Consider the following 17,954-nt stretch of genomic DNA (forward strand, 5'->3'; position numbering starts at 1 on the left):
ATTATGAAATTAATGTTGGAATCAGGAATCATTTTGATTGTTTTAGGGATAATTATCGGTTTAGTTTGGGGATATATTCATGCAGGTAAGGTCTTATATGCAGAAAATGAGGTTGGGCACGAAAATGACTATAATGATGTGCCAACTTTATTTATCCCTGGCTTTTTTGGCAGTCGATTTTCATTTGGTAGTTTGCTTGGCCGATTAGTTACCAATTTTCGGGCAAATAAATCAATGGTCATTGTGGTTAAACGAGATGGTTCATTAAAAGTTATTGGTGAACTAAAACAATCTCGACCTTTGGTTCAGATACTATTTAGTAATAAGTCTGTTCGGGTAAGCGAACAAACGAATGCAATCATTCGAATTGTTAATTTGCTTCATACTAATTATGAGATTGATCGGGTTAACCTAGTCGGTCATTCTATGGGTTCGATTTCAGTGCTTTGGTCAGCAGTTAATATGGGAGAACAGACTGATGTTGTGATTAATAAAATTGTCACCATTGCAGGCCCATTTAATGACATTGAAGTTGCGACTAATGCTCATGGTATCGAACAGACAGAATTGACTAAAGACGGCCCGGTTAGCCAGAGTAAGGTATACCAAGTCTTATCCCAAACAGTTAAAAAATTACCCGCAAATACTGAAATTTTAAATATTGGTGGTGTTTCTGATTCTAGGAACAATAGTGATGGATCAGTTTCTATCAATAGTGTTCGCTCACTTAGGTTTATCGTGAACCAGATTACTAGAAGATATCAAGAATTAATTGTTACCGGTAAAAATGCCAGTCACCGATTACTGCATGAGAATCGACAGGTGGATAAATCGATTGCAATTTTTCTATGGGATTCTTAAAAATTGGTTGTCGATAAGTCAAATTTGTTGTATACTATCCAAGTATGTTTATGCATACAAAACGTGGGAGGAGAAATTTATATCTCCATTAACCACACACGGACTTAAGGAGGTTATGTCTCGTGGCAAAGAAAGTAGCAAACGTTGTTAAATTGCAAATTCCTGCGGGCAAAGCAACACCCGCTCCTCCTGTTGGTCCTGCTTTAGGACAAGCAGGTATCAACATCATGGGCTTTACAAAGGAATTTAACGCAAGAACTGCTGATCAAGCAGGAATGATTATTCCAGTTGTAATTACTGTGTACGAAGATCGTTCATTCGACTTCATCACAAAGACTCCACCTGCTGCTGTTTTACTCAAGAAAGCTGCTGGTGTTCAAAAGGGTTCCGGCGAACCAAATGTTAACAAGGTTGCTAGTGTAACTAAAGACCAAGTTAAAGAAATTGCCGAAACTAAAATGCAAGACCTAAACGCAGCTGACGTCGAAGCAGCAATGCGAATTATTGAAGGTACTGCTCGTAGTATGGGATTCACTGTCGAAGGATAGTCTATTTCATTTAAGAGGATTATTTTCAATTATGCGTTGCTTGCGCGTCGCGTGGGAGGTTAATCCGTTATAACCACAAAGCTAGGAGGAAAACACACATGGCTCGTAATAGAGGTAAAAACTATAAGGCAGCTTTAGAACAAGTCGACCAAGAAAAGGCTTATTCAGTTGATGAAGCTGTTGAATTAGTAAAGAAAATTGATTTTGCAAAATTTGATGCAACTGTTGAAGTTGTCTTCAATTTAAATGTTGATACTAAGCAAGCTGATCAACAATTACGTGGTGCCGTTGTTTTACCAAACGGAACAGGTAAAGATCAAACTGTCGTTGTATTTGCAAAGGGTGATAAGGCTAAAGAAGCCGAAGCAGCCGGTGCAGACTTCGTTGGTGAAGCTGACTTAGTTGAAAAGATTCAAGGCGGATGGTTAGACTTTGATGTTGCCATCGCTACTCCAGATATGATGGCTCAAGTTGGTCGTCTTGGACGTGCTCTTGGACCTAAAGGTTTAATGCCTAACCCTAAGACTGGAACAGTTACTATGGATGTTGCTAAAGCCGTTGAAGAATCAAAAGGTGGTAAGGTAACTTATAGAACTGACCGTGACGGTAACGTTGCTGTTCCAGTCGGTAAGGTATCATTTGACGCAGATAAACTTATTGGTAACATTAAGACCATCGAAGAAGTTGTTGTACGTGCGCGTCCAGCATCCGTTCGTGGTACTTACGTAACCAACGTATCTGTTTCATCAACATTTGGCCCTGGTGTCAAGGTTGATATTGAATCATTCTAAAGATGATTAATTAAAATCCCTATTTGACGATTATCGTCGCCTATGGTATATTACTATTTGTCGTAAATATACGCGCCTAAGACTCAGGTGGCCTTGTGCCTTAATATCCTGCCGAGGAATAATCTTTTCCTATGTCTAGGTGGGCATAGGGATTTTTTTAAAGTCCCGACCAAATAAACTGGGAGGTGAAAATTCGTGAGTGAACAAAATATTGCTGCTAAAGCAAAACAAGTTGAAGAAATTGTTGAAAATATGAACAATGCATCTTCAATGGTAGTTGTTGACTATCGTGGCTTGACTGTTGAAGAAGTAACTGATTTACGTAAGCAATTACGTGATAATGGTGTTAAAATGGTCGTTCTTAAGAACAAATTATTGCAACGTGCCGCTGAACAAGTTGGCTTGGATGATTTGAAGAACGTCTTTAACGGACCTACAGCTGTTGCTTTTGCTTCAGATGATGCTGTTGCTGGTCCTAAGATCTTGCACAGTTTCGCTAAAGATCACAACGCCCTTGAACTTAAGGGTGGTGTTATCGACGGTAAGGTTGCATCTATTGATGAAATTAATCAATTCGCTACATTGCCTAGTCGTGAAGAATTATTGGCTACTCTTGCCAACATTCTTCAAGCACCAGTTCGTAACGTTGCATATGCTGTTAAGGCAGTTGCAGATAGCAAGGATTCAGATGACGGCGACGCCGCATAAACTTAAAATACTTACTATAGAAGTATAATGGAGGAAAATATAATGGCTTTCGATAAAGACAATATTATTGATCAAATTAAAGATGCTTCAATCACTGATTTAAACGATTTAGTTTCAGCTATTGAAGAAGAATTTGGTGTTTCAGCTGCTGCTCCAGTTGCAGCTGCAGGTGCCGCTGGTGGCGATGCTGCTGCTAAAGATTCATACGATGTTGAATTAACTGAATCAGGTGACCAAAAAGTTAAAGCTATCAAGGTTGTTCGTGAAATCACTGGCCTTGGTTTGAAGGATGCTAAGGGTCTTGTTGATGATGTACCATCAATCATCAAAGAAGGTCTTTCAGAAGACGAAGCTAACGACGTTAAAGCTAAGCTTGAAGAAGTTGGTGGAGTTGTAACTCTTAAGTAGTCTTATTACTTTGAGTTCGACTTTAAAAGGATTATATCGAAAATCGATATAATCCCTTTTTATTTATCATTTAATTGAAGGTTAAGATAATTGTTCGAGTACTGATTTACTGGCATAATTAGTACATAATAAATTATTGGAGGTGTGAAATGTTAAAAAGAGTTTGGTCATTTATAGATAAACGAATGGCGTTGTTTAAAATTATCTTTGTTTTTTCAGTCTTGATTTTCGTCATTCGTGAATCGGCCAGAGTTTTTCGAGAAGTTAGTGGCGATCAGCTAAGAAAAGTCGTTGCTAATCAGTCGCAAGAGTCGTTGCTAATTTTTGTTGATTTTTGGATTTATTGCTATCTTGCCGATGATGATTTATGATTTTTCGATTATCAAATTTTTGCCTGGGAAATTTAAGAAATCATATGTAGTTAAAAGTGGATGGGTGGTTAACACATTTACTAATTTACTCGGATTTGGTGGCTTACTGGGTGCTAGTCTGCGAGCTCATTTCTATGGCCGAAATGCTACCAGAAAACAAGTCGTATATGCTATTTCAAAAGTCGCGTTATTTTTGATTTCAGGACTATCAATTTTGTCCTTGGTTTCATTGATATTGATGTTTGGTTTTGGGATAGGTAATCAATTTATTCGTTATTGGTATTGGCTGGCTGGTGGTGCCCTTTATTTTCCAGTCATGTTTTTATTTACTAGGTTAAATCATTCTTCATTCTTTGATGATTTAAAAGTTAAAGATGAAACTATTATGACTTCCGGTTCAATTTTAGAGTGGGGTAGTGCGTTGGGATTCTTCTTATTGGTTGGTTATATGATGGGAATTAATGCCAACTTTGCGGCAATTATTCCAATCTTTGTTGTAGCTAACGTTGCTGGGGTAGTTTCGATGATTCCTGGAGGTCTGGGTTCATTTGATGTATTTATGATTTTAGGTTTAGGAATGGTCGGGGTTGGTAAGAGCGATGCCATTGTGTGGATTTTATTATACCGACTTTTTTATTTATTTATTACCATTTTTATTAGGAGTTGGCCTTTTTATTCACGATACCGGTAGTAAAATTAATCATTATTTAAATGGATTGCCTAAGCTGGTTATCCAAAGAGGAGCCCAAATCTTACTAACCGGGTTTATGTATTTTTCAGGAATCATGATGTTATTGTTTGCAACCATTCCTGACTTAGTGGTTGAAAATAAAATTTATTTACATTTATTTCCATACACTATTTTTTTCTTAAGCCATGTATTAAACATTATTGTTGCCTTTTTATTAATTGGCTTGGCAGTGGAATATGGTCACTAAATAAACGAGCTTTTGTCCCAACCGTAATTGTGCTTGTCCTTTCAATTATCAATACCTTCTTTAATGAGGCATTCACATGGCGCATGATTGTGATGCTAGTCGTGGTGCTAGGACTATTGATGTTGTCTAAGGGCGTTTTGTATCGTGAAAGAATGACCAATTCATGGGGGAAAAACGCATTTAATTTGACAATCTTTTTTGTTACCTTTCTAGCTTACGTAATAATTGGCGTTATTACTCATCGTGGTGGAGTACATTCATTTAATATGCCTAGCTTTTCCACGGGGGTCACCTGGTTAGTTGGATTAATTGGTTTAGTTATCGCGTTATTAGTTCTAATTAGTGTTAATGCATATCTAACTGGCAGGAAGCCCGCTTGGCTTAATTTACCATTTGACGGCCCAAGAATTCAAGCAATTATTGATGAATATGGTGGTAATGAGGTCAGCCAATTGGCTTTTCTGAAAGATAAGACGATTTTTTATTATCAAGAAAATGGTGATGATCAAGTTTTCTTCATGTTTAGAGCGGTTGCTGATAAATTAGTCGTAATGGGTGAACCGGTTGGTAACCCAGATAAGTTTAGTGAAGCGATCGATTACTTCATGGTTCAAGCCGATCAACAAGGATATCGGTTAGTATTTTACGAAATTAACGAAGAAATGACGATGCTACTGCATGAAAAAGGATTCGATTTTATTAAGACTGGGGAAACCGGTCTGGTTGACGTGCAAAACTTTACTTTAGCTGGTAAACGTCATCGGGGTGAACGGGCACTGATGAACAAGTTTGACCGTGATAATTACTCATTTGAAATTCTCAAGCCACCATTTTCTTCAGAATTCATTCAGACTCTACGTGAAATTTCTAATGAATGGCTCGATGGTAAGGAAGAAAAAGGTTTCTCACTAGGATTCTTTGATGAATATTATCTAAATCAAGCCCCAATTGCGGTGATGAAATCACCTGAAGGAAAAATTGTCGCCTTTGCCAATATTATGAGTAGTGGTAACTCTTCGGTAACTTCGATTGATTTGATGAGATCTAGTGCTGATGCTCCTTCAGGAATTATGGATGGTATTTTCGTTAATCTCTATAATCAAGCTAAGGATGATGGCTACCAATTCTTCGATTTGGGAATGTCACCACTTTCAAATGTCGGGACGTCGAAATTTAGTTTCTTTGAAGAACGAATTGTTCATATTATTTATGAGTACGGGGCTAATCTGTATAGCTTTGAAGGTCTTCGCTCATATAAAGATAAGTATGTCGATAAGTGGACACCAAAGTATATCTCGTATTTCAAGGGATCTTCATTAGCGTTTGCGACAATGCAAGTATTTACAATTGTTAACCGTCGCGTTGATAAGCAACGACGATTCAAACTAATTAAGTTCTTATCGTTTATCGATGAAAAATAAAAACATAGTAAAAAGATTAAATGGCTAATAACTATTTAATCTTTTTTACTATGTTTTACTATTGGATTGTCGGATAATTAATTTGAATGATAATGAGTGTCTTTTAAAATATGTAAACACTTACATCCTTTCGATTTCAGCGTTTCTGTGTACGGAAACCCTCACAATCAATACTATGATATTGACACCTGTGAGTAAAAGTAGTAAGTTTTAGATAGTAAAATTTAGTAAAATAAAAAAGGGTGAAAAATATGATTAATGATGATGCTAAAAGCAAGTTCCAAGAATTATACGGAAATGATTCGACAAGACTCTTCTTTTCACCAGGAAGAATCAACTTAATTGGTGAACATACTGATTACAATGGTGGGAACGTCTTTCCATGTGCAATCAGTTTAGGAATTTATGCGGCCTACGCTGATAGAAATGATAATATTGTTCGTATGTATTCAATGAATGTTCCTGATCAAGGAATTGTTGAGTTTGCGTTAGATGATCTGGACTACGATAAGCAAATTAGCTGGGCAAATTATCCTAAGGGAATGATTGCAGAGATCATTAATCATGGTAATCAATTAAGCCATGGATTTGATATTGTGCTTAACGGTAATTTACCTGATGGAGCTGGTCTATCTTCATCGGCTGCGATTGAATTATTGACGGCAGAAATTGTCAATGATGTATTTGAACTTGGCATTGACCAACAGGAATTAGTTGAGTATGGTAAATTAGTTGAAAATAACTTTATTGGTGTTAATTCTGGAATCATGGATCAATTTGCGATTGGAATGGGTAAAAAGGACAAGGCAATCTTGCTGGACACTAACACTATGAAATTTGAATATGTGCCAGTGGAACTTGGTAATCGAGTTATTGTGATTATGAATACTAAGAAGCATCGTGAATTACAGGATTCTAAATATAATGAACGTCGTTCAGAATGTGAAGAAGCTTTAAAACGGCTTCAAACCGCTCTTGACATAAAATCACTTGGTGATCTTGATGAATCTGCATTTGACCAGCACAGTTATTTAATTAATGATGACACGTTGATTCGTCGGGCCCGTCATGCAGTGTTCGAAAATCAACGTACATTACAGGCTAAGTCAGCCTTGATCAATGGTGATTTAAAAACATTTGGTCACTTAGTGAATGCGTCTCATATTTCATTACACTATGACTATGACGTTACCGGAAAAGAACTAGATACATTAGCCGAGACGGCTTGGAAGCAACCGGGTGTGATTGGTGCCAGAATGACTGGAGCCGGATTTGGTGGCTGTGCGATTGCCATCGTGGATAAGGATAAGGTTGATGACTTCATAAAGAATGTCGGGGATACTTACGAACAAAAGATAGGCCATCCAGGCGAGTTTTACATTGCTGAAATCTCAGATGGTCCAAGAGAAATTAAATAATTTTTTGGGGGGTATTAACAAATGGCTGTATTAGTATTAGGTGGCGCAGGCTACATCGGTTCTCACGCAGTTGATCGGTTAATTATGAATGGCTACGATGTGGTGGTTGTTGATAATTTAGTGACAGGTCACGTAGCTGCTATTAATGATCAAGCAAAATTTTATCAAGGTGATGTCCGTGATAAGGACTTTTTAAACGATGTGTTTAGTAAAGAAGATATTGAAGGTGTAATTCACTTTGCCGCTTTCTCAATCGTACCAGAATCAATGGAGAAACCATTAAAGTACTTTGATAATAATACTGGTGGCATGATTACTTTATTGGAAGTAATGCATGAACATAACGTTAAATTTATTGTCTTTTCATCGACTGCAGCGACTTATGGTGAACCAAAACAAATTCCAATTAAAGAAACTGATCCCCAGGTGCCAACTAATCCCTATGGTGAAAGTAAGCTAGCAATGGAAAAGATTATGCACTGGAGTGATGTGGCTTATGGAATTAAATTTATTGCGCTTCGGTACTTCAATGTTGCTGGAGCTAAATCAGATGGGTCGATTGGTGAAGATCATAGTCCGGAAACTCACTTAGTGCCAATTATTCTTCAGGTAGCGGCAGGAGAACGTGATAAGTTAACAATTTTTGGTGACGATTATGATACTAAAGATGGGACTAATGTCCGTGACTATGTTCATGTTGTTGACTTAGCTGATGCGCATATTTTAGCGTTGGAATATCTCAAAGATGGTAATGACAGCCAAGCCTTTAATCTTGGTTCTTCAACCGGATTTTCGAATAAAGAAATGCTAGAAGCTGCTCGAGAGGTTACAGGAAAAGAAATTCCAGCAGAGATAGGCCCTCGTAGAGCGGGTGATCCAAGTACGCTAATTGCTTCTAGTGACAAGGCTCGAAGTATTTTAGGATGGGATCCTAAATTTGATGATGTTAAAGAAATTATCAAGACCGCTTGGAACTGGAAAGTCACACATCCAAACGGCTATAACGATAGGGAAGGAAAGTAATTCTGTGATGAAGACGGCAGTTGAGAAATTCGTTACATTAATTATTAATTCTGATTCACCTTATTCTGAAATTGATCGCATTTATGTTACTAATTTAATTTTTAGATTAATTGGTGATGGTCAAGGAAATGAAACTGAGGATGAAGAACCAGTTGACTTAGCAAATGATTTAGTAGAGCTGGCAATTACGCGTGGTAAAGTTGAAGATTCAATTACTGCTCGAGAAATTCTCGAAGATCAGTTAATGGATTTGCTTACGCCAATTCCTTCAACGGTGAATGCCACTTTTTGGAATAAATATAATGTCAATCCAGAGGCAGCAACTGATTACTTTTATCAGTTGAGTCAAACAAATGATTATATTAAAACTAGAGCAATTGCTAAAAACATCTCTTATGAAACTAAAACTCAATATGGCAACCTAGAAATTACGGTCAATTTATCAAAGCCAGAAAAGGATCCTAAGGCAATTGCAGCTGCAGGTAAGGTAAAGAGCAATTCGTATCCTGTCGGTCCCTTAGCAATCGAGAATGAAGGTTATTTGGGGAGATTAGGTTATGCTGCTAGAAGTAATCACCGTGTTATTAGAATGATGATTAATGGTCAGCCATGGGGATTTCAGTATTCACCATATGCATACTTTGGCGAACATGCAATTTTTCTAAATCAAAAACATGTACCAATGACAATTAATATGCAGACTTTTGGCAATTTAGCCGATATTATTCATCAATTCCCACATTACTTTGTTGGAAGTAACGCAGATCTACCAATTGTTGGTGGATCATTATTAGCTCAAGATCACTACCAAGGTGGCCGTCACACATTTCCAATGATGAAGGCTGCTATCGATCGTAAGGTTGACTTTGGAATTGATGGCCTGGACGCGGGAATCGTTAAATGGCCAATGTCAACAATTAGATTAGCTAGCTCAGATGCAACCAAAGTCATTACGGCTGCTAACAATATTTTTCGAGTTGGAAAGAATATTCTGATGAATCGGTTGATATCCGTGCATATACCAATGGGACTAGACATCATACAGTTACGCCGATTGCTAGAATGGACGGAGATAAGTTTGTGATGGATATTGTGTTGCGAGATAACCAAACTTCAGATGAATATCCTGATGGTATTTTCCATCCTCACAATGATGTTCAACATATCAAAAAGGAAAACATTGGGCTGATTGAAGTTATGGGAAGAGCAATTTTACCGGCTAGGTTGAAGATGGAAATGAAGGAAGTTGAAAAATACTTACTGGGCAAATCTAACAAAATTGCAGATTATCATAAGTCATGGGCAGATGATATTGCTGCTAATAACTCAATTAATTCTGAAAACGTTGAAACGATTGTTAATCATGAAGTCGGTTTAGTATTTTCAAGAGTGCTTGAGGATGCTGGGGTTTACAAATGGGATGATCAGGGGCAAGCTGCCTTTAATAAATTCGTCTCACAAATCTAATATTTTGATGATAATACACTGGGAAAGTCATTTTCTTGGTGTATTTTTGATAAAATTAGGGAAATAAGATTAACGAAAGTAGGATAACACCATGAAGATAATTGCCTATAATGTGCGTGATGACGAAATTCCGTTTATTAAAGCTTGGGGCGAACACAATGAAGTGGAAGTCGATTATTCAATTGATACGCTTAATTCTGAAACGCTTAAGCAAGCGCAAGGATATGACGGAATCTCTTGCTTGCAAACAATTCCATATGATGAGGAATTGTTTGCTGAGATGAAAAAAATGGGAATTACAATGTTGTCTTTAAGAAACGTGGGATTGGATAACGTTGATTTAGTTGCGGCTAAAAAGTATGGGATTGTTGTAACCAATGTTCCTGATTATAGTCCAGCAAGTATCGCTGAATTTGCAGTAACCTTGGCCTTAGCTGTTAATCGTAAAGTTGGTTACATGTATTATCAACTGCATGAATTAGGTGAATTTCACTTTTCAGCTGATTTTATGGGTAAATTAATTAGTAATCAAACAGTTGGGGTGGTCGGAACCGGAAGAATTGGTAAGGAAGCAATCAGAATGTTTACGGGTTTAGGTGCAAAAGTGATTGCTTACAGTAAGTCGCATTTAACTGATTCAGAACTTAATTTCACTTATGTAGATAATTTAGAAGACGTTATGGATCAAGCAGATATCATTGATTTACACATTCCTGGGGTCCCAGAAAATGAGCATTTGTTTGATGAAGCCGCTTTTAAACGGATGAAGTCATCAGCTATTCTAATCAATACTGCTAGGGGTTCAATCGTCGATACTACAGCACTAATTGCCGCCTTAGAGCGTGGTGAAATTGCAGGGGCCGGGATTGATACGCTCGAAGATGAGTCCGCAGATCTCCAAAATTCACGGTCTACTGCACAAGTAACAGATCATAATGTATTGGCACTATCTAAGATGCCAAATGTAATCGTGACGCCACATTCTGCATTTCATACTGATGAAGCGGTTATGAATATGGTAAATATTTCATTTAATAATTTAATGCAAAAATTAATAGGTTCAGAAGTTAATAATTTGGCTAAATAAAAATCGTGTTGAGAACTTCTCAACAGATTTTTTATGTTTTACTTTTTAGATATCATAATCGCTATCATTCATCGCCTCGACATTTCCAAGTAGGTAACCATTACCAACTTGAGAGAAGAAATCGTGATTAGCAGTAGATGTTGAAATTCCGTTCATAACAACAGGATTAACATCAGCAGCGGTATCAGGAAATAGTGGATCTTGACCAAGGTTCATTAAGGCCTTGTTAGCATTGTATCGAATGAATGTTAAAACTTCATCCGTCCAGCCAGTCTGGTCATATAAGATATGGGTGTAATTTTCTTCATTTGAATATAATTCGTATAGGAAATTGTACATCCAATCTTTTAGTTCTTGTTGCTTAGCTTCAGGTAATTGATTAAAACTAACTTGGAATTTATAACCAATATAAGTTCCATGAACTGATTCATCTCTTAGGATTAACTTAATAATCTCAGCAACGTTAGCTAATTTATTGTGTCCCAAGTAGTAAAGTGGGGTATAGAATCCAGAATAGAATAAGAAAGTCTCTAGGAACACGCTGGCGATTTTCTTTTTAAGTGGATCAGATTCATTAGTGTACAAGGATTCAATCTTTAGTGCCTTGTTTTGGAGGAATTCTTCACTATCACTCCAGTCAAAAATCTCATCAATTTCTTCTGGGGTGTTTAAAGTAGAAAAGATTGAAGAGTAACTCTTAGCATGGACAGATTCCATGAATTGAATATTATTCAACACAGCGGTCTCATGCATTGTTTTAACGTCTTTTCTTAATGATGCCATTCCTTCTTGAGATTGTAGTGTATCAAGTAAGGTTAGCCCACCAAAAACGTGACCAACGACCCATTTATGATCGTCGTCTAGTTCGCGCCAGTCTGAGAGGTCATTAGATAGCGGAATTCGGGTATCCAGCCAAAATTGTTCGGTTAGTTTTTCCCAAGTAGCTTTATCGATTTGATCATCAATTGCATTCCAATTGATTGCATTGTAGTTTTCAGTCATCAGATTATCCCTTCTAAATTACACAACTTTCACATTCGTTTGAACCGACTTCTTGTTGGTCATCGGTAAATGTTCGAATGTAATAGATAGATTTAATGCCTTTTTTATGAGCGTAGTTTCTTAAAATATTTAAGTCACGAGTAGTCATCTTATCTGTTCGACCGTTTTTCCAGTCATAAATGCCAGCGGGAATGGTTGAACGCATGAACAGGGTTAAGCTCATACCTTGGTCAACGTGTTCTTGAGCAGCGGCATAGATATCAATCACTTTTCTCATATCCATATCATACGCTGATTTGTAGTAAGGCATTGTATCATTAGATAGATATGGAGCTGGATAGTAGATTTTACCAATCTTTGATTCTTGACGTTCTTCAATGCGATTGATGATTGGGTGCAAGCTAGCAGTAGTATCATTAATGTAAGAAATTGAACCGTTTGGAGCAACTGCCATTCGATTTTGATGGTAGAGGCCATCTTGCATTACGGCTTCTTTAAGGACTTGCCAATCTTCTTTAGTAGGAACTGGAATATTGGTAAACAACTTGGTTACAGTATCTGATTTTGGAGTAAAATCTTCTGATAAATATTTATCAAAGTAAGTTCCATCAGCATATTTTACTTTTTTCGAAGCCGACGAATGTTTGATTACGTTCTTTAGCAATTTCATTAGATGCCTTCAAACTCCAGTAATTAAGTAGCATGAAGTACGTGCTAGTGAATTCGATTGATTCAGGCGAACCATATTCCATGTGGTTTTTGGCGAGAAAACTGTGAAGTCCCATCGCACCTAAGCCAATTGAATGAGATTCGTTATTACCTTTTTGAATTGAAGGGACAACATCAATGTTAGAGTTATCAGTAATGAAGGTTAACGCTCTAACCATGGTTTCGACAGAATGACCAAAATCACTAGTTTGCATTAAGTTATTAATGTTAGTTGAACCCAAGTTACATGAAATATCTTTACCAAGGGTACTGTACTGCTGCTGATTATCAACAGTTGAAGGTGTTTGGACCTGAAGAATTTCAGAACATAGATTGCTCATGGTGATTTGACCATCAATCGGGTTAACACGGTTGGCAGTATCAATGTTAATCACATAAGGATATCCTGATTCCTGTTGAAGTTTACTAATTTCGGTTTCAAGATCACGAGCCTTAAGCTTCTTCTTAGAAATCTTGTCATTAGCAACTAAATTGTCATACTCGGTAGTGATGTCAACGTATGCGAAGGGTTTGCCATATTCACGTTCAACATCGTAGGGGCTAAATAAGTACATATCTTCATCATTTTTGATTAAATCATAGAATTTGTCAGGAACAATTACGCCAAGTGAAAGGGTCTTAAGTCTAATTTTTTCGTCGGCATTTTCTTTTTTAGCAGCTAAGAAATCAATAATGTCAGGATGAAAGACACTTAGGTATACAACTCCAGCTCCTTGACGTTGACCAAGTTGGTTGGAGTATGAAAAACTGTCCTCTAGTAATTTCATAACCGGAACAACTCCAGAAGCCGCTCCTTCAATATGCTTAATTGGGGCGCCAGCTTCACGAAGATTAGTTAAATTAATTCCGACTCCGCCACCAATTCGTGAAAGTTGAAGGGCAGAATTAATGGTCCGGCCAATGGTGTTCATATCATCAGTACTTTGAATTAAGAAACAAGAAACAAATTCTCCTCGATTCTCTCGACCAGCATTTAAAAAACTAGGGGTTGCTGGTTGGTAACGTTGATGAATAATTTCATCAGCTAAGTCCATCGCCAATTGTTCATCACCATCTGCAAAGAAGAGGGCATTAGCAGCTACTCGATCAGTAAAGGTTTCCAAGTATGCATCGTTATCATTAGTCTTTAAAGCGTACTGGGCATAAAATTTGTATGCAGCCATGAATGATTTAAATTGGAAATGTTGTTGATTTAAATAACTATATAATTTTTCAATGAATGTAAAGTCATACTTATTAATGAAATCTTGTTCATAATAATTATTATTAATTAAATAGTTAAACCGTTCTCTTAATGAATCAAACTTCACTAAATTCGGTTCAACGTTTTCTTTGATGAAGGCGTCGAGCGCTTCTTTATCTTTATTTAGTGGGATTTGACCATCAACGGGAATGTTAATTTGATTGTTTAAATCGAAGTATGAAACATCCTGCAAATTGTGTAAGGACATGCTATAAACCACTCTTTCTTTGAATTTTGAATAATAAAATAGCGGGCTTGAATGTTGCCCGCTTTGATGACTTGATGTGTTAAAATGGACGAAGGCTAATTAGCGATTGACTGAAGTTGATCAGGTCGAAAACCACTAAAAGCTTGCTGACCATCAATATCAACAACCGGAACTGCCATAAAACCACGTTGTTTTAAGTAGTCAACGTATTCTGGTTGTTCATTAATGTTGTGTTCTTCAAAGAGATATTGTGTTCTGTAAGGTAACGCTTAGTCATCTTACATTGCATGCAGTTGTTTTTTGAATATACCGTAATTTTTGCCATTATATACACCTTCCTAATGGAACTAAATCCTTTGTTCTACGATTTATAGTTTACACTAACGAATCGGAAAATCAAAGCTAAAGCACAAGATATTGTGATGATTTTTTTGAATAATACTAAATATAGGCATTTGTAGGCGTTAACGACGGCCATTAATTTTTAAGGAGTTTTAAGATGACAGAAAATCAATTTTACTATTCAGAACATCCAGATGTGGTTTCTGATCCACAAAAATGGAACTTTACGTTGTTAGGAAATAACATATTGTTCACTTCAGACAACGGTGTGTTTTCAAAGAAAACCGTTGACTATGGAAGTCGGGTTTTAATTGATAATGTTGATTATGATATTATCCCCCAAGGTAACATTCTGGATTTGGGATGTGGATATGGTCCAATAGGGTTAGCGATAGCTAAAAAATATTCACAACGCCATGTTGACATGGTCGATGTAAATGAAATTGCCTTAGGTCTAGCACGACAAAATGCTGAGAGTAACAGTATCGAAAATGTAACAATTTTTGCTAGTGATGTTTATCAAAATGTGAGTGATAAATATGCGGCCGTTATTACTAATCCACCGGTTAGAGCTGGTAAAAATGTTGTTGACCGAATGATTGCGGAGGCTAAAGTGCACTTGCTTAATGAAGGAACTTTAACCATTGTGTTACAAAAAAAGCAAGGGGCTCCTTCAGCGAAGAAGCTTATGGAAGCAACCTTTGGTAATGCAGATATTCTGAAGCGTGATAAGGGTTATTACATCATTCAAAGTATTAATGAAGGGTAAATGAATTTGGAATCTGAACAAACTTATTTTATGCAACAGGCACTATTAGAAGCGAAGAAGGCTTATTTAATTAATGAGGTTCCAATTGGAGCTGTGGTTGTTCACGAAGGTGAAATTGTTGGCCGTGGGCATAATTTACGAGAGTGGTTAGAAGATGCTACGGTACATGCTGAGGTTGTGGCAATTCAAGAAGCTTGCCGAACCCTGAATAGCTGGCGATTGGTTGACTGTGATTTATATGTGACGATTGAACCTTGTTTAATGTGTTCGGGTGCTATTATCAATTCACGAATTGGCCGAGTGTACTACGGGGCTCCTGATCCTAAAGCTGGTGCGGTGACATCGCTATACCAAACATTGACTGATCAACGGTTGAATCACCAAGTGGAGGTGGTTTCAGGATTGTTTGCTGAAGAATCAGCTACACTAATGAAGAACTTCTTTAAGGCTGCCAGAAAAAAACGAAAAATTGAAAAAATAAGCTGGTATTTTTGTTCATAATTTGTTATGATAATTATTGCCGTAAGGCCTTGAGACAAAGGTTGACTTACGAATTGTGTCAGGTCCGGAAGGAAGCAGCACTAAGTATTTTCGATCTTGTGTCTCTCGTTTATAGAAATTTAACTCCTGACAGATTTGTCAGGAGATTTTTTTACGATTAATTGAGAATGTCTTGATTGGAAAGTTCTAAGCATTCATACTATAATTGTTTAGACGTGAACCAATATTTCGGGAGGAAAAACGATGAGTTATCAAGCTCTTTACCGGGTATGGCGACCACAACGATTTGGTGATCTAGTTGGTCAAGAAATCATTACTCAAACATTAAAAAATGCTTTAATTACTGGTCAAACGAGCCATGCTTATCTGTTTACTGGCCCTCGAGGAACTGGTAAGACATCTGCTGCAAAATTTTGCTAAAGCTGTAAATTGCCATTATTTAAAAGATGGTGAACCTTGCAATGAATGTGAAACCTGTAAGGCAATTACGGATGGCAGTCTAAACGATGTAATTGAAATCGATGCTGCCTCAAATAATGGAGTTGAAGAAATTCGCGACATTCGCGACAAAGCAAAATATGCACCAACTATTGCAGATTATAAAGTATATATTATCGATGAAGTCCATATGTTATCAACGGGGGCCTTTAATGCGTTGCTAAAGACGCTGGAAGAGCCACCGGCTAATGTAATCTTCATTTTGGCAACAACAGAGCCTCATAAAATACCAGCCACCATTATTTCACGAACTCAACGTTTCGACTTTAAGCGAATTAAGCCTAAGACGATTCTTGATCGAATGGAATACATTCTAAATCAGAAGGACGTTGAGTATGAGGAAAAAGCTTTAAGATTAATTGCAAAGTCTGCAGAAGGTGGGATGCGGGATGCTTTATCGATCTTAGACCAAGCGATGTCATACGGAGATAATCAGATCACTTATGATAATGCCTTATTAGTTACTGGTAGCGTTAAAAATAATCTGTTACTGGATTATTTAGACCAAGTGATTGATGGTCAAACTAAGGCAGCATTGGAAACCATTCAAGCTATTTTGGATGATGGTAAGGATCCAAAACGATTTGTTGAAGATTTAACCAGTACGTGTCAGGATTTGTTGTTGTATAAACAGGATACTGAAATGGTTGAGGAACTTGAACTAGGAATCGTTGATGATAAGTTTAAGCACCTTAGTGAGGTAATTAGTGACCAACAAATTTACGGAATTGTTGAAGCTTTAAATGATGTGTTAAACGCTCTTCGATTTACAACTAATCAAGACGTTTACTTAGAAGTCTTGACAGTTAAATTGACTCATTTGCCAATGCAAAGCACTAATAGTGAAGCATCAGTAGTAAATAATAATGTGAATACGCCTGAGTATCAGGATTTATTTGATACAATTCAGTCACTTCAAAATCAAGTTAAAGACTTAACTAAAAAAGTAAATCAACAGCCAATCCAAGGTAGCACTCCTGAACCAGTTCATGAGACCAAGCGTAGTAATACAACCACAGGAACTAAGAAATCGGTTGACGCAAAAATTGAATTAGCCAAAATTTATCCAATTCTAGATAGTGCTACTAGAAATAAATTGAATCAATTTAAGCAGGTTTGGCCTGATTTGATGGATTCACTATCGGTCACTCAACGAGCAGTAATGCACGTGTCAACGCCGGTTGCCGCTGGGGATGACGGGGTAATTGTTTCCTTTGAATATCCGTTCTTATTTCAAAAAGCGCAATCAGATGCAGATTTAAAGGATGCCCTTGAAAATGGTCTTGATCGAATTGTAGGTCAAGTACCTCAAATTGTGTTTGTTCCAGAAAGTCAGTGGCCATCAATTAGAAGTGACTACTTATCGAAAAACGGTCACCCAGATGCTAGTGTTACTGAAAATTCTAAGCCCAAACCTACTAACAGCAGTGAAGGTGACGTGCAACAAGCTAATCCTGGTGAGCCGCCATTGCCACCAGAACCGTCGGATTCAGGAACCAACAATTCTGGTTTAACCGACCAATTACAAAATGAGAATCAACAACCGAATTTAGTTGTTCAAAAAGCTGAAGAATTGTTCGGCAATGAAATTGTTGATGTAAAAAATGATTAATTATTAATG

11 protein-coding genes, 1 other RNA gene, 5 pseudogenes and 1 other annotated feature are annotated in these 17,954 nt (G+C 37.2%); of the genes and pseudogenes, 14 read left to right on the plus strand and 3 right to left on the minus strand.

The features are described 5' to 3' along the window. Positions 1–3: 3 nt before the first annotated feature. The 10 genes and pseudogenes from NBRC111893_RS03075 (at position 4) to NBRC111893_RS03120 (ending at position 11,041) form a co-directional block, all read left to right on the plus strand. Positions 4–861, plus strand: a complete 858-nt coding sequence (locus tag NBRC111893_RS03075; protein WP_125007953.1) for an alpha/beta hydrolase — start codon at positions 4–6, stop codon at positions 859–861. Positions 862–983: 122 nt separating this feature from the next. Next, positions 984–1,409, plus strand: coding sequence for a 50S ribosomal protein L11 (gene rplK / locus NBRC111893_RS03080; protein WP_035167585.1), 426 nt, complete (start codon positions 984–986; stop codon positions 1,407–1,409). 98 nt (positions 1,410–1,507) lie between these two features. After that, the gene (gene rplA, locus NBRC111893_RS03085) at positions 1,508–2,200 is read left to right on the plus strand and encodes a 50S ribosomal protein L1 (RefSeq protein WP_125007954.1); all 693 of its coding nucleotides are present in this window, start codon (positions 1,508–1,510) and stop codon (positions 2,198–2,200) included. Positions 2,201–2,257: 57 nt separating this feature from the next. Next, positions 2,258–2,367, plus strand: a sequence feature (ribosomal protein L10 leader region). 28 nt (positions 2,368–2,395) lie between these two features. After that, positions 2,396–2,908 (plus strand): 50S ribosomal protein L10, encoded by a 513-nt coding sequence (rplJ, locus tag NBRC111893_RS03090; protein ID WP_125007955.1) that lies wholly within the window; start codon positions 2,396–2,398, stop codon positions 2,906–2,908. Positions 2,909–2,950: 42 nt separating this feature from the next. Continuing rightward, positions 2,951–3,316 carry a 50S ribosomal protein L7/L12 gene (gene rplL, locus NBRC111893_RS03095; protein WP_125007956.1) on the plus strand — a complete coding sequence of 122 codons (366 nt, stop codon included), beginning with the start codon at positions 2,951–2,953 and terminating at the stop codon, positions 3,314–3,316. 149 nt (positions 3,317–3,465) lie between these two features. Then, positions 3,466–6,046 (plus strand): annotated as a pseudogene (mprF, locus tag NBRC111893_RS03100) (bifunctional lysylphosphatidylglycerol flippase/synthetase MprF). 251 nt (positions 6,047–6,297) lie between these two features. Beyond that, on the plus strand, positions 6,298–7,464 hold the full coding sequence (locus NBRC111893_RS03105) for a galactokinase (RefSeq protein ID WP_191984813.1): 1,167 nt from the start codon (positions 6,298–6,300) through the stop codon (positions 7,462–7,464). A 21-nt stretch (positions 7,465–7,485) separates the two neighbouring features. After that, the gene (galE, locus tag NBRC111893_RS03110) at positions 7,486–8,487 is read left to right on the plus strand and encodes a UDP-glucose 4-epimerase GalE (RefSeq protein ID WP_125007958.1); all 1,002 of its coding nucleotides are present in this window, start codon (positions 7,486–7,488) and stop codon (positions 8,485–8,487) included. A gap of 7 nt (positions 8,488–8,494) precedes the next feature. Further along, a pseudogene (locus NBRC111893_RS03115) lies at positions 8,495–9,954 on the plus strand (UDP-glucose--hexose-1-phosphate uridylyltransferase). A 91-nt stretch (positions 9,955–10,045) separates the two neighbouring features. After that, positions 10,046–11,041: a D-2-hydroxyacid dehydrogenase gene (locus NBRC111893_RS03120; protein WP_125007959.1), complete on the plus strand. Its 996-nt coding sequence runs from the start codon at positions 10,046–10,048 to the stop codon at positions 11,039–11,041. Positions 11,042–11,086: 45 nt separating this feature from the next. Here NBRC111893_RS03120 and nrdF read toward each other — a convergent pair whose 3' ends face one another. The 3 genes and pseudogenes from nrdF to nrdH form a co-directional block, all read right to left on the minus strand. Continuing rightward, positions 11,087–12,043 (minus strand): class 1b ribonucleoside-diphosphate reductase subunit beta, encoded by a 957-nt coding sequence (gene nrdF / locus NBRC111893_RS03125; RefSeq protein WP_125007960.1) that lies wholly within the window; start codon positions 12,041–12,043, stop codon positions 11,087–11,089. A gap of 13 nt (positions 12,044–12,056) precedes the next feature. Beyond that, positions 12,057–14,223: pseudogene (nrdE, locus tag NBRC111893_RS03130) on the minus strand (class 1b ribonucleoside-diphosphate reductase subunit alpha). 95 nt (positions 14,224–14,318) lie between these two features. Continuing rightward, positions 14,319–14,548: pseudogene (gene nrdH / locus NBRC111893_RS03135) on the minus strand (glutaredoxin-like protein NrdH). Between the two features lie 174 nt (positions 14,549–14,722). On the opposite strand from nrdH, the gene NBRC111893_RS03140 reads away from it, so the two are divergent. From NBRC111893_RS03140 to dnaX, 4 genes and pseudogenes are all read left to right on the plus strand, one after another. Further along, positions 14,723–15,334 (plus strand): class I SAM-dependent methyltransferase, encoded by a 612-nt coding sequence (locus tag NBRC111893_RS03140; protein WP_125007961.1) that lies wholly within the window; start codon positions 14,723–14,725, stop codon positions 15,332–15,334. Further along, a complete protein-coding gene (gene tadA, locus NBRC111893_RS03145) occupies positions 15,335–15,835 on the plus strand; it encodes a tRNA adenosine(34) deaminase TadA (RefSeq protein WP_125007962.1) in 501 nt (166 codons plus the stop codon). A gap of 28 nt (positions 15,836–15,863) precedes the next feature. Continuing rightward, positions 15,864–15,946: signal recognition particle sRNA small type (gene ffs, locus NBRC111893_RS03150), an RNA gene on the plus strand. A gap of 132 nt (positions 15,947–16,078) precedes the next feature. Then, positions 16,079–17,945 (plus strand): annotated as a pseudogene (dnaX, locus tag NBRC111893_RS03155) (DNA polymerase III subunit gamma/tau). Positions 17,946–17,954 lie beyond the last annotated feature (9 nt).

This window comes from Lentilactobacillus kosonis, from assembly GCF_003864335.1.
Lineage (GTDB): Bacteria > Bacillota > Bacilli > Lactobacillales > Lactobacillaceae > Lentilactobacillus > Lentilactobacillus kosonis.

Coding starts and splice junctions, on each gene's coding strand:
- NBRC111893_RS03075 (WP_125007953.1), top strand. CDS start 4: ATGAAATTAATGTTGGAATCAGGAATCATTTTGATTGTTTTAGGGATA.
- rplA (WP_125007954.1), top strand. CDS start 1,508: ATGGCTCGTAATAGAGGTAAAAACTATAAGGCAGCTTTAGAACAAGTC.
- rplL (WP_125007956.1), top strand. CDS start 2,951: ATGGCTTTCGATAAAGACAATATTATTGATCAAATTAAAGATGCTTCA.
- NBRC111893_RS03105 (WP_191984813.1), top strand. CDS start 6,298: ATGATTAATGATGATGCTAAAAGCAAGTTCCAAGAATTATACGGAAAT.
- galE (WP_125007958.1), top strand. CDS start 7,486: ATGGCTGTATTAGTATTAGGTGGCGCAGGCTACATCGGTTCTCACGCA.
- NBRC111893_RS03120 (WP_125007959.1), top strand. CDS start 10,046: ATGAAGATAATTGCCTATAATGTGCGTGATGACGAAATTCCGTTTATT.
- nrdF (WP_125007960.1), bottom strand. CDS start 12,043: ATGACTGAAAACTACAATGCAATCAATTGGAATGCAATTGATGATCAA.
- NBRC111893_RS03140 (WP_125007961.1), top strand. CDS start 14,723: ATGACAGAAAATCAATTTTACTATTCAGAACATCCAGATGTGGTTTCT.
- tadA (WP_125007962.1), top strand. CDS start 15,335: ATGAATTTGGAATCTGAACAAACTTATTTTATGCAACAGGCACTATTA.